This is a genomic window from uncultured Ruminococcus sp. (assembly GCF_947301925.1).
GTDB lineage: Bacteria > Bacillota > Clostridia > Oscillospirales > Ruminococcaceae > Ruminococcus.
In genome coordinates this window covers 281,981-294,864 of record NZ_CAMYUE010000001.1, presented here as the reverse complement: position 1 = coordinate 294,864, position 12,884 = coordinate 281,981, and the positions used below count along the sequence as shown (strand labels likewise).

General features: G+C 44.5%; 13 protein-coding genes. 11 read left to right on the top strand and 2 right to left on the bottom strand.

The annotated features are described in order from the left end of the window. Nucleotides 1–52: 52 nt before the first annotated feature. From Q0Y65_RS01410 to Q0Y65_RS01370, 9 genes are all read left to right on the top strand, one after another. On the top strand, nt 53–814 hold the full coding sequence (locus Q0Y65_RS01410; protein WP_297955918.1) for an alpha/beta fold hydrolase: 762 nt from the start codon (nt 53–55) through the stop codon (nt 812–814). A 174-nt stretch (nt 815–988) separates the two neighbouring features. Beyond that, on the top strand, nt 989–2,209 hold the full coding sequence (locus Q0Y65_RS01405; protein ID WP_297955915.1) for a phosphoglycerate kinase: 1,221 nt from the start codon (nt 989–991) through the stop codon (nt 2,207–2,209). A 71-nt stretch (nt 2,210–2,280) separates the two neighbouring features. Next, nucleotides 2,281–2,505 (top strand): hypothetical protein, encoded by a 225-nt coding sequence (locus Q0Y65_RS01400; RefSeq protein WP_297955912.1) that lies wholly within the window; start codon nt 2,281–2,283, stop codon nt 2,503–2,505. A gap of 6 nt (nt 2,506–2,511) precedes the next feature. Then, nucleotides 2,512–3,288: a triose-phosphate isomerase gene (gene tpiA / locus Q0Y65_RS01395; protein WP_297955909.1), complete on the top strand. Its 777-nt coding sequence runs from the start codon at nt 2,512–2,514 to the stop codon at nt 3,286–3,288. A gap of 60 nt (nt 3,289–3,348) precedes the next feature. Beyond that, nucleotides 3,349–4,869 carry a 2,3-bisphosphoglycerate-independent phosphoglycerate mutase gene (gene gpmI, locus Q0Y65_RS01390; RefSeq protein ID WP_297955907.1) on the top strand — a complete coding sequence of 507 codons (1,521 nt, stop codon included), beginning with the start codon at nt 3,349–3,351 and terminating at the stop codon, nt 4,867–4,869. A 112-nt stretch (nt 4,870–4,981) separates the two neighbouring features. After that, nucleotides 4,982–6,025, top strand: a complete 1,044-nt coding sequence (locus tag Q0Y65_RS01385; RefSeq protein ID WP_297955905.1) for an FAD:protein FMN transferase — start codon at nt 4,982–4,984, stop codon at nt 6,023–6,025. Continuing rightward, nucleotides 6,018–6,371, top strand: coding sequence for a NusG domain II-containing protein (locus Q0Y65_RS01380; RefSeq protein ID WP_297955903.1), 354 nt, complete (start codon nt 6,018–6,020; stop codon nt 6,369–6,371). The genes Q0Y65_RS01385 and Q0Y65_RS01380 overlap by 8 nt, the downstream gene beginning before the upstream one ends. A 1-nt stretch (nt 6,372) precedes the next feature. After that, nucleotides 6,373–6,876 carry a Gx transporter family protein gene (locus Q0Y65_RS01375; protein ID WP_297955900.1) on the top strand — a complete coding sequence of 168 codons (504 nt, stop codon included), beginning with the start codon at nt 6,373–6,375 and terminating at the stop codon, nt 6,874–6,876. A 40-nt stretch (nt 6,877–6,916) separates the two neighbouring features. After that, nucleotides 6,917–7,135 (top strand): hypothetical protein, encoded by a 219-nt coding sequence (locus Q0Y65_RS01370; protein WP_297955897.1) that lies wholly within the window; start codon nt 6,917–6,919, stop codon nt 7,133–7,135. Between the two features lie 26 nt (nt 7,136–7,161). Here Q0Y65_RS01370 and Q0Y65_RS01365 read toward each other — a convergent pair whose 3' ends face one another. Beyond that, nucleotides 7,162–7,677 (bottom strand): cob(I)yrinic acid a,c-diamide adenosyltransferase, encoded by a 516-nt coding sequence (locus Q0Y65_RS01365; protein WP_297955894.1) that lies wholly within the window; start codon nt 7,675–7,677, stop codon nt 7,162–7,164. Between the two features lie 101 nt (nt 7,678–7,778). On the opposite strand from Q0Y65_RS01365, the gene Q0Y65_RS01360 reads away from it, so the two are divergent. Beyond that, nucleotides 7,779–8,567: an HAD-IIB family hydrolase gene (locus Q0Y65_RS01360; RefSeq protein ID WP_297955892.1), complete on the top strand. Its 789-nt coding sequence runs from the start codon at nt 7,779–7,781 to the stop codon at nt 8,565–8,567. A gap of 176 nt (nt 8,568–8,743) precedes the next feature. Further along, a complete protein-coding gene (locus Q0Y65_RS01355; RefSeq protein WP_297957039.1) occupies nt 8,744–9,961 on the top strand; it encodes a 6-phosphofructokinase in 1,218 nt (405 codons plus the stop codon). Nucleotides 9,962–9,997: 36 nt separating this feature from the next. Here the strand turns inward: Q0Y65_RS01355 and Q0Y65_RS01350 are convergent, their stop codons facing one another. Beyond that, on the bottom strand, nt 9,998–12,877 hold the full coding sequence (locus Q0Y65_RS01350; protein WP_297955889.1) for a glycoside hydrolase family 9 protein: 2,880 nt from the start codon (nt 12,875–12,877) through the stop codon (nt 9,998–10,000). Between the last annotated feature and the right edge of the window lie 7 nt (nt 12,878–12,884).

Below are 12,884 nucleotides of genomic sequence, written 5' to 3'. Positions count from 1 at the left end.
GTTGACAGCCGTTTATAAATACTATATAATTATATCATAACGGAGGTGCTATATGAGTTTCTATATATTTGATAATAAAAAGATCTTTTACGAAGAAATGGGTGAGGGAACACCGCTTATTTTCCTTCACGGCAATACAGCTTCCTCTAAAATGTACGAAGATTATTCCAACCGATACAGCGAACGTTTCAAAGTCATACTGATCGACTTTCTTGGCCACGGAAGGTCGGAAAGATTATCAAAGTTTCCTGCCGATTTATGGTTTTATGAGGCACAGCAGGTAATTGCGTTTCTCAGGCATAAAAAGTATGACAAGGTTAACATTATCGGTAGCAGCGGTGGAGCTATAGTTGCTCTGAATGTAGCGCTTGAAGTGCCCGAATGTGTGAACAAAGTCATCGCTGACAGTTTTGAGGGTGAGAAAGCTGATGAAGCTTTTGTGAAAAATCTGCTTTCCGACCGCAGTTCTTCGATGGAAGATGTAAATGCAAGGGGTTTTTACTCTTATATGCACGGCAATGACTGGGAGCAGATCGTCAGGAATGACACATCAGCTATTATCAGACACTCAAAAGAAGTTGTGGACTTCTTTCACAGACCTCTCAGTGATCTTAAAACTAAGGTGCTGCTCACAGGGAGCAAAGGTGATAAGTTTATGTACAGCGTTGCACCTGACTACTACGAAAAAATATACGGTAATATGCTGGAAAAGTTAACCAATGGCAGTATGCACCTCTTTGAAACGGGAGATCACCCTGCCATGATGACAAATCAGGAGGAATTCTATAAGCTCAGCATGGAATTCTTAGCGTAGAACAGGGCAATTTCAATATATATACGGCCGTCATAAAGAGTTTTCATGTTTAAGATGAAAAATATTGAGGAAATACTTGCAAAATATCATGAAATAGTGTAAAATAGTAATGTACGTTGTTAATAATATAACAACAGCTAAGAATGTATTTTATTACGAAAGGATGTCATACCCATGGCAGGATTAAACAAGGTTACTGTAGAAGACATTAACGTTAAGGGCAGAAAAGTTCTCGTAAGAGTTGACTTCAATGTTCCTATGAAGGATGGCGTTATCACAAATGATAACAGAATCCAGGCTGCTCTCCCCACTATCAATAAGCTCGTTGAGAACGGTGCAAAGGTTGTTCTTTGCTCACATCTCGGCAAGCCGAAGAACGGTCCCGAGGCTAAGTTCTCACTGGCTCCCGCAGCAGCAAGACTTGGCGAGCTGGTAAACACAAAGGTTACATTTGCAGCTGACGATACAGTTGTAGGTGAAAACGCCAAGAAGGCAGTTGCTGCTATGAACGACGGCGAGATCGTTGTTCTTGAGAACACACGTTTCCGCGGCAACGAGGAGACAAAGAACGGCGAGGAGTTCTCTAAGGAGCTCGCTGATCTCGTTGACGGTGAAGTATTCGTTATGGACGCTTTTGGTTCTGCACACAGAGCTCATGCTTCAACAGCAGGCGTTACAAAGTTCGTTAAGGAGACAGCTGTTGGTTACCTCATGCAGAAGGAGATCCAGTATCTCGGTAATGCAGTTGAGGTACCCGAGAGACCTTTTGTTGCTATCCTCGGCGGCGCTAAGGTAGCTGACAAGCTCAATGTTATCTCTAACCTTCTCGAGAAGTGCGATACACTCATCATCGGCGGCGGTATGGCTTACACATTCATAAAGGCACAGGGCGGCTCTATCGGCAAGTCACTTGTTGACGAGGAGAAGCTCGACTACTGTAAGGAAATGCTGGCTAAGGCTGAGAAGCTCGGCAAGAAGATACTTCTTCCTGTTGATACAGCTATCGCAGCTTCATTCCCTGATCCTATCGACGCAGAGATCAGCGTAGAGTATGTTGACGCTGACAAGATCCCTGCTGACAAGATGGGCCTCGATATCGGTCCCAAGACAGCTGCTATCTTCGCTGAGGCTGCTAAGTCTGCAAAGACTGTTGTTTGGAACGGACCTATGGGCGTATTTGAGAATCCCACACTGAAGAAGGGTACTGTTGCTGTATGTGAGGCTCTCGCACAGGCTGACGCTACAACTATCATCGGCGGCGGCGACTCTGCTACAGCTGCTATCCAGCTCGGCTTCGCTGACAAGATGAGCCACATCTCAACAGGCGGCGGTGCTTCACTCGAGTACCTCGAGGGCAAGGTTCTTCCCGGTGTTGCAGCTATTGCTGAAAAGTAATTGAATTTACAAACAGGGCGGGTAGAGATATTCGCCCTCGTTTTGGTATCAAAGAAAAGGAAATAACCGTAATGGAAGCTATCAGAAAATTCAAAGAGGAGAACGGCGAAAAAGCTTTTCTCTATGTGCTTATCGGATTCCTTGTTGGAGTGATAGTGGGTCTATTATTGTCTCCTGTAAAAAACGGGATCGCGATCGGAAGCTACAACGGTGCGAACAATCAGTTCAAAAACTCAAATAATATTGAGAAAAAAGATAAAAAGTGCTGTAAAAAGCATAAATGTGATAAGGAGTAATCAGTAATGAACAAGTCATTAAGAAAGGCAATTATTGCCGGTAACTGGAAAATGAACAAGACACGTCCCGAGGCTAAGGAGCTTCTTGAAGCTATTAAGCCTCTTGTAGCCAATGCTGAGGGCAAAATCGAGGTCATCGCTTGCGTACCTTTCACTAACCTTGAGACAGCCATAAATACAACAGCCGGCAGCAATGTAAAGATCGGTGCCGAGAATGTTCACTTCGAGAAGAGCGGCGCATTCACAGGCGAGATCTCTGCTGATATGCTCACAGAGCTTGGCGTTGAGTATGTTGTTATCGGTCACAGCGAAAGAAGACAGTACTTCGGCGAGACAGATGAGACAGTTAACAAGAGAACTCTTGCAGCTCTCGAGGCTGGTCTCAAGCCTATCGTTTGCGTTGGCGAGCTCAAGTGGGAGCGTCAGTGCAATATCACTGAAGAAGTTATCGCTCGTCAGATCAAGCTTGATCTCTGGGACGTAACTGCTGAGCAGGTAAAGAACGTTGTTATCGCATATGAGCCTGTATGGGCTATCGGTACAGGTCTTACAGCTACACCCGATCAGGCTCAGGAGGTTTGTGCATTTATCCGTGCGCAGCTTGCTAAGAAGTACGATCAGGCAACAGCTGATGCTGTAACTATCCAGTACGGCGGTTCTATGAATGCTGGCAACGCAGCCGAGCTTCTTGCACAGCCTGATATCGACGGCGGTCTCATCGGCGGAGCTTCACTGAAGGCTGCCGACTTCAATACAATCGTTCAGGCAGCTGTAAACGGCTGATAAATCTTATATTTATAAGGGCGGAGCTATTCCGCCCTTAAATATGAAAGGAAAATTATAATGTCAAAGAAACCTGTAGCACTTATAATCATGGACGGCTTCGGCTATAATCCCGATACATACGGTAACGCTATCGCTGCCGCTAAGAAGCCCAACATTGACAAGTATATGGCCGAGTGCCCTAACACTATCATCGGTGCAAGCGGACTTGATGTTGGTCTGCCTGACGGACAGATGGGCAATTCTGAGGTTGGCCACACCAATATTGGTGCAGGCCGCATCGTTTACCAGATGCTTGTTAAGATATCAAAGGATATCAAGGACGGCACGTTTTTCAATAATAAGGCTATTCTCGGTGCAATGAACAACTGCAAGGAAAAGGGAAGCGCACTCCATCTTATGGGACTTCTTTCCCCCGGTGGCGTTCACAGCCATATGGAGCATCTTTATGGTATCGTTGAAATGGCAAAGAAGAACGGTCTTGACAAGGTTTACATTCATGCTTTCCTTGACGGACGTGACGTTCCTCCCTCATCTGCTGCCGAGTATATGGAGGAAGCAGTTGCAGAGCTGAACAAGATCGGTCTTGGCAGGATCGCTACTATCTCGGGACGTTTCTATGCTATGGACAGAGACAACGCATGGGACAGAGTTGAAAAGGCATATGCAGCACTTGTTTACGGCGAGGGCGTTCAGGAAACAGATCCTGTTCAGGCTATAAAGAACTCCTACGCTAATGAAGTTACCGATGAATTCATGCTTCCTACAGTTATCGAGGGTGGAGCACAGATAAAGGCTGACGACAGCGTTATCTTCTTTAACTTCCGTCCTGACAGAGCAAGACAGATCACACGTTCATTCGTTGATCCCGATTTCAGCGGCTTCGAGAGAAGAAACGGCTTCTTCCCTGTAAGCTTTGTATGTATGGCTCAGTATGACGCTACAATGCCTAATGTTTCAGTAGCATATCCTCCCGAGCAGCTTACGATGACAATGGGCGAATATCTTGCAAAGCTCGGAAAGACTCAGCTCCGTATTGCGGAGACACAGAAATATGCGCACGTTACCTTTTTCTTCAACGGCGGTGAGGAAAGACAGTTCGAGGGCGAGGATCGTATCCTTATCAAGTCTCCCGATGTTCCTACATTTGACCTCAAGCCCGAGATGAGTGCATACGAGGTATGCGACGCTGTATGCGAGGCTATTGACTCTGATAAGTACGATGTTATCATACTCAACTACGCAAACTGCGATATGGTCGGACATACCGGCATATTTGATGCTGCTGTAAAGGCAGTGGAGGCTACCGATACTTGCGTTGGACGTATGGTCGACAAGATCCTTGCAAAGGGAGGCGCAGCTCTTATCACAGCCGATCACGGTAATGCCGATAAGATGATGGAGCCCGACGGCAGTCCGTTCACAGCTCATACAACAAACCCTGTTCCGCTTATTGCGGTCGGTGTTGAGGGCAAGCTTGCGGAAGGCGGTGTTCTTGCCGATCTTGCACCTACAATGCTTGATATAATGGGCGTGCCTCAGCCTGAGGAAATGACAGGAAAGAGCCTGCTCGTAAAGTAATCAGCGAAGCGGATCGATAAAACGGTCCGCTTTTTTCTGCCTGATAATAATATGGTTGCATATACTAACATTTTATGTTATAATGTAATAAGTAATAAATAGGAGATGTATTATGGGCGGAAAAAGGATTATTATCGGTACTGTTCTTTTGGCTTTTGTGTGTATAAGCAGCTGTGCTGCTAAGGATCATGACTTGAATAGTGAAACAGTTTCAATGACAAAAGATGTCTTTGCTATGGACACCTTCATGAACATGAAGGCATACGGAGCAAATGCCGGTAAAGCTCTTGATAAAGCCGAAGAACGTATTCTTCAGTTGGAAAAGGAACTTTCGGTAAACGATGAACAGAGTGATATCTGGGCTATAGATCACAGCTTCGGTGATGAAGTAAATGTATGTGATGATACGGCAGTAATTATAAATAAAGCCATTGAAATAGGAGACCGTTCAGGCGGAGCCTTAGATATAACTTTATTTCCCGTGCTGAAGGAATGGGGATTCACAACAGGGAACTATAAAGTTCCCGACGATGATACCATCGGTGAGCTTCTTTCTTATGTTGATTACAGAAAAATCAACCTGAACGGGAATATAGTAAGCTTGCCCGAAAAAGCCGAGCTCGACCTCGGAGCTCTTGCAAAGGGCTATACAGGCGATGAGATAATGAAGATAATGTCGGAAGAGGGAGTAAGCTCCGCTATAGTCAGTCTTGGCGGAAACGTGCAGGCTCTCGGTTCAAAGCCTGACGGCTCGGACTGGAAAATCGCGGTGAGAGATCCGTTTTCTCCCGAACAGGATATGTGCATGATCGAAGTATCAGACAAAGCTGTTATTACTTCGGGAAACTATGAACGCTGTTTTACTGCCGATGACGGAAAAGTATACTGGCATATACTTGATCCCTCCGACGGATATCCTGCCGATAACGGTCTTGTTTCCGTTACCGTAATAGGGGACAGCGGTATAGACTGTGATGCTTTATCAACAGCTCTTTTTGTTGCAGGCTATGATAAAGCCGTTGATTTTCTGCGTTCTGAAAACGGCTATGAGCTTATACTTGTTACTGACGATAAAAAACTATACTATTCAGAAGGATTGTCCGAATGCTTTACTGATCTGAGTGATATGGGTGCAGAGGTGATAGATCTTGACTAAAACTGTAAAGCTGCTGATTGCCGCTGTTGCTTTGATACTTGCTGCCGCTGTGATATGGGCAGTTATAGCGTCAAAGGACTCTGACAGTACGCAGGTCGTGATAGTTCAGAACAATAAAGTGATATACGAGCTTGATCTTTCCACGGAAGATGACAGGACATTCAGGATAGAATCGCCTGACGGCGGTTGGAACGAGGTGTCCATCAAAGACGGAAAAATCAGTATTACCGACGCAGATTGTCATGATCATACCTGCGTAAAAACCGGCGTTCTGCGTTCGGAGAGTATACCGATAGTCTGCCTGCCTCACAAGCTTGTCATCAGATATGCCGATAAGGAGCAATAATATGAAAGCAAACAGACTCGCCAAGCTGTCATTGCTTACAGCTCTTGCACTTATAATATTCGTTATCGAGCTCAGAATAGATATCATACCGATCCCCGGAGCGAAGCTCGGTCTGGCAAATATTATCACTGTCTATGCAGTCTACAAGTATTCCGCGAAGGAGACATTCCTGATAGTTATTGCACGAGTGCTTCTCGGAGCACTGTTCAGCGGCAATGTATCTGCGCTTATGTACAGTATCACGGGTGCTTTTTTCTGCCTTGCAGGTATGCTTCTTGTAAAAAGGATAGTGCCGATGAAGTATATATGGCTGAGCAGTATTATCGGAGCTTTACTGCATAATACAGGCCAGATAATAGTAGCTGTATCAGTCATGAGATCATTCGCTGTTTTGTCGGTATATCCTTTCCTTATAATTACAGGCTGTATCGCAGGCGCTTTTACAGGATTATGCGCACAGTTCCTCATAAGCAGAAAGCTTCCCGAAAAAGGTGATAAAAGCTGAACCGAATGTTTATAATAATCAATTTCACGAGGTGAATATAATGAATCCAATGAACGCTTTAAAGCTGAAATCTCTCCTCGACAGATTCCTGCAGAATCATCCTAAGCTGGCACCCTTTTTTAAAGCAGCTGTAGGCTCTGTCAGAGATGGCAGCATTATCGAGATAAAAGTAATATCTCCCGACAATAAAACTATAATATCCAATATCAAGGTGAATCAGGAAGATATGGATATTGTCGAGGAACTCAAACAGCTATAAGAAAAAGCTGCCGTTTATGCGGCAGCTTAATATTCTATGCCCTTGCGGGCGGTTATTCCTTTGTCAAAGGGATGTTTTACGGCAGTCATTTCCGTCAGATAATCCGCGTATTTTATGAGCTTATCAGACGGATCTCGCCCTGTCATAACGATCTCTCCTTTAACGAGATCGTTTTCTATGAACGCGTCAGCAAGCTCTGTATCTATGAGCTTTTTGTTATATGCGCCTATAAACTCATCGAGAACTACAAGCTGTACAGCGTTTTCCGAAAGCAAGTCAGAAACAGTTTTCAGCATTTCGTTATGTCTGTGAGTGACTTCTGCTTTTTCAAGGTCATTCATTGCAAAAGTAAATTTTCTGCATTCTTCACAGCAGATCACGGTAATGTTTTCCAACGCTTTAAGTATGCTTATCTCTGATGAAGTGCCGTTTTTAAGGAACTGAAGAAAAGCCACCTTCATTCCGGCGCCTGCTGCTCGTATGGCAAGCCCCACTGAGGCTGTGGTTTTTCCTTTTCCATTCCCATAATAAATATGTAACATAACGTATCACCTCGCATTATATTATAGCATAATGTGAGGGATCAATCAATACTTTTACAGGCTTATTAGTATAAAGCCGACTTAATTTAAGGAGTGTTTTAATGAGATCTGTCATTTTCTTTGATATCGACGGAACCATCGTGACCGAAGACGAAAGAGCTGTTATACCGGAAAGCACAAAAGCAGCTATCGCTCTTGCACGGCAGAAGGGAAATCTGACCTTTATTAATTCTGGAAGGACTGCCTTTAATATCAGTCCAAAGGTCAAGGAACTCGGATTTGACGGATATATCTGCGGCTGCGGTACATATATAGAGTACGGCGGAAAAGTGCTTATGTCAAGAACAGTCCCTAAAGAAGATTGTCTGAGAATTGCTGCTTTGCTGAGAGAATGCAATGTTACGCCGGTATATGAGCATTCTCAGGGCTATTTTTTCGATGATAAAGCTCCTATGACTGAAGGATTGCGCTATTTCATGGATGTGTTTGTTGACAGCGGAATAGATGTAAGCGGAAGAGTAGAAGATAAAAACTTCGGCTTTGATAAATTTGTAATATGGAAAAACCATAAAAGCAACATGGAGCTGTTTTTCAGAGAAATCAGCAAAGAATACTCTGTCATTGACAGGGGAGAAGGCTTTTACGAAAACGTCCCCCTCGGTTTCTCAAAAGCAACAGGTATTGCAACAATACTGAGACTTCTTGATATCAGCATTGAAAACGCATATGCTATCGGTGACAGTATGAATGACCTTCCGATGCTGCAGGCAGTACCAAACAGTATTGCTATGGGCGGAGCTGAAAATCTATATCCGTATGTATCCTATGTTACATCACCGATTGAAGAAGACGGTATCGCAAACGCACTGAAGCATTTCTGCCTTATCTGACAGCATACAATAGGCGTTTATTGCTTATAAACCAAATATTGCGATTTGCATGAAGCTTTTTTGGCGCTTCTTCGCATTGAAATGCTCATATCTCTATGATATAATATAAATAAAGCCTATGGCAAATAAAAAGGGAGGAAAGGCGTGAACAAGTTTTGTTCCGCCAAATAGAGATCATGAATATTGCAGTAGCTCAGTCAGGAGGTCCGACCTGCGCGATCAACGCTTCATTGGCAGGAGTTTTCAGCGCAGCTCAGAATTCTGAAAAGATCAATAAGATCTTCGGTGTCATCAACGGTATAGAAGGTGTTATCAATGACGAAATGGTAGATCTTGAAGAAAAAATCAATAGTGATGTAGCCTATCAGCTCCTTCTCAGGACCCCTTCAGCTGTACTCGGTTCATGCCGCAAAAAGCTTCCCGATCATAAAGTAAGCACAGAATTATATGAAAAGATAACAAATGTGCTTCGCAGTCATGATATAGGTATTTTTTTCTATATCGGCGGAAATGATTCTATGGATACCGTAGCCAAATACTCAGCCTATCTTGAGAATATGAATATAAACGATATAAAGATAATAGGAATTCCAAAGACTATCGACAACGATCTGTGTGAGACAGACCATTCTCCGGGATTCGGTTCGGCTGCAAAATATGTTGCAGCAACTGTTCAGGAGATAACGAGAGACAGCAATGTTTACAGTATCCCTTCTGTAACTATAATAGAAACAATGGGCCGTCATGCAGGCTGGCTTGCTGCGGCTGCCTGCTGTATCCGTGCAAACGGTGAAAGTGCTCCTCATCTTATATATCTTCCCGAAACTGTGTTCAGCATAGAGCGATTTCTTGCTGACGTAAAGGATCAGATGAAAAAGCATCGTGCAGTCATCGTTGTAGTCTCCGAAGGTGTTAAGACTGCCGAGGGAAAATTTGCAGCTGAGGAGTATCAGTCGGGACAGCGTGATGTATTTGGACACTGTTATCTTGCAGGCATAGGAAAATTTCTCGAAAAGCTTGTGGCGGCTGAGATTGGCTGCAAAGTTCGTTCTATAGAGCTGAATGTAATGCAGAGATGCAGCTCGCATATAGCATCGCTTGAGGATATACAGTCATCCGAAGCTATCGGTATGGCCGCGGTTGAAGCCGGTCTCGGCGGTAAATCAGGCTGTATGATGACATTTGTTCGTGAATCAAATATGCCATACAGCTACAGGATCGATACAGTTGAAGCTTCAAAAGCGGCAAATTCGGAAAAGTTTTTCCCGAGAGAGTGGATCAACGAGGCAGGTAACAACGTTCTTCCGCCCGCTTATGATTATCTTATGCCGCTTATACAAGGAGAGCTCCATGCTATCATGAAAAACGGTATGCCCCTTAACTTTGTTATATAAAGAAAACGGAGGACTTTATAAGTCCTCCGTTATTTTTTATTTTGCAGGTTTTATAGGTAATGTTACGAGATTGAGAAGAGATTTCTGAATTGCAAGCGCATCATTACTTGTCAGACCTTCCTGTGTAAGATCACAGTCACCGTTAATACGTCCCTTTTCTGTAATGTGCTTGGAGTAAGAGCCGGTTAAGCCATACTTGTTTGGATTTGCAAGGGACTGCATTATTAGGATGGCGTCAGCAAGCTCAACCTTTGAGTCACAGTTTGTATCACCGTACAGTAAATCATAAGAACCGGGTCCGCCGGGATTTGAAGGATTAGTTGGAACAGTTGCTCCGGGCTCAGCTATTGATGATGTATCCTCGGGCTTTGTTCCGTCAGGCTCTACGCCCCAGATAAGCTTATCATCAGCATAAAGTGTAACCTTATCTGTGATAGCTGAAGCTGCGTTCACCTCTTCGAAGCTTATGAGGTCAGGATAGCTGTAGTCGTTTGAAGAATCCCACTCAGGATAGATGTTTGTTTCAGGATCCATCTTTGTTGTAAGAGCGAACTGATATACACGGCTGCCGTAGAATTTACAATCCTTCCATGTTACGTCAACATAGTAAGTACCCTTGTCGTCGTACTTTACAGGATCAGAAAGAGTTGCATGTGACTTGTTGTTTGTGTAGCCTGCCTCCTGATCGTAGTCGATACGAGCGGTGATGTAATCGATTCCGTAGCCCTGATCGATGAGCTCCTGGATGTTGAAGTAGTATCTTGCCTTAACATCACACTCAAATCTCGGAGGATTTGTTGTTCTGTTATGAAGAACGAGTTTGAGCTGGATACCGTCTTTCTTTTCCTGTGCTTTACCGCCTGATACAAAGTATCCTACAGGAAGCGGATTGCCGTCCTCGTCTACCTGATCGTAGCCGATCGCATTCTCAGACATATTGAAGTCTTCGATAATGTAGTTATCTTTTTCATTTTCCTTGCCCTTTGTACCATAGTAGTGGTAAAGTCCGGCAAGGTCACCGCAGAAGCCTGCGTTATAGTCGTCAGTAACCTCGTTGTAGATATAGTCACTTGTCTTGTCAACGTGAACGTCCTTAAGGTCAGGACCGCCTACGAGAGCACCCCAGAGGGTATGTACCTGTACTATAGGATCATCCATGCTCTGTGTAGCCGAGCAGTGTGATGAACGGTGATGCGGATGTGAAGCAAAGTTGTATTCATAACCTACTTCGTAAGCATAGCCCATGGGGTTCTTTCCGAGGATGTATTCCATCTGAGCCTTTGCCCAGGGGAGGAACGTTTCATCGCCTGTTGTCTTTGCATATACGCAAGCACACAGACCGGCAGCTGTATTATAACGAGCCGAACCGTAACCTGAAACAACTGCCCAGCCGTTAGGAGACTTAGCAATGAAGTCGCCGCTTGTTTCGCTGTCAGGAAGATCAGAAATCTGATCACAAGTCATCGGCATATTCCAGAGATAATCGTCTCTGCCGAAATACTTATGACCGTGTACAGGCTCATAGCCCCATGCTGAGCAATCTGTTGTCTTTGAGCAGCCTGACCAGAACTCAAGGTTATAACGGAAGATGTACCAGTCACGCGCTGTATTTGTTATAGGTGCGAGCTTAGCGAAAACGCCGCCCCATACTGTATCCCAGCAGTGAACCCAGATATTCTGCCAGCAGTTACCTGTATCAGTAATGATACGCTTCATATAGCCTGTATAAGCGTAAGAAGGCTGCTGACCGGTTTGAGCCTGTTCATCATATGAACCACTGTCAGAAATCGGCTTAGAAGTATCAACTGCGATAATATCATCTATATAATCATAGTTTTCTGTACAGTAGTAAAGCCATACAGCAGCCCAAGCAAGCTCGTCGTAGTCATAGCTTGATGTATAGAAGCCGCCGTCATAGCCAAGGCTTGAGTTGCTTGGTACCATACCGGGCTTCCATTCCTCAATGTGAGTTTCTACTGCAAAATCATAAAGAGCCTTTGCGTACTTGAGACACTCCTCAGCATACTCAGGAGCTGTGTCCTTGAAGTTGAGGTAGTTGATAGCCAGTGAAGCGGCAGCACCTGCACACTGATCGGAAGCAGGCATTTCTGTTGTAGCAAAGTAAGCAGGACGCTTAACCGCACATGAAGATGAAGCAACCATTGTGTTATCCTGCTGAAGCTCGGGAGGACACCAGTAGTTATGGTCGTTATTACCTTCACCGACCTGATAGCAGTAAGCAACAACCTTTCCGTCATCGTCAAGGAAAGTTGCCTTCATGAAGTAGTCATTGATCCAGCGAAGCTCATCTTCAACGTGCTTATCGAGACCGAGTTCTTCATATGAATCACGGAATTCATAATAACCCCAACCTACAGTTGAAGCAGAATAGCTTCCCGGGAGTCCGAACTTAACGTGGTCACCGGCATCATGCCAGCCGCCAGTAAGATCAACAGTACCGTTTCCGTCGGGATCGAGATATTTCTTATTCTTTTCAATGAAAGAAGATGACATATTTACGCCTACATAAAGATCGGGATCGTCATCGCCAAGGTTTGGTTTAGCCTTTCCTTCATCGCCCTGACCGAGTCCCTGATCTGTTTTGAGCTGATCGTCAGTCTTGCCCTTTCCGACAGTCGGCATAGGGGTCATTGGCTGAAGCGGGATCTCAGCATCGATAACGTGACAGTTAGCACGCCATGAATAATAGCCGTCATTGGATACCTTGTCACCGCACTTGTTTGCATCATAGAAGCATAATGCAAGCTGAAGCGCTTCGGCAAAATTGTCGTAATTGTTTTCTTTGCCCTCCGTGATTACAGCAGCATTACCGTTTGTCATTATGCCGCACGACAAAAGGGTAGCAGCTGCGGAAAGGCAGGCTAATGATTTTTTGAATATCTTCGCCTTTTTCATTTAAATC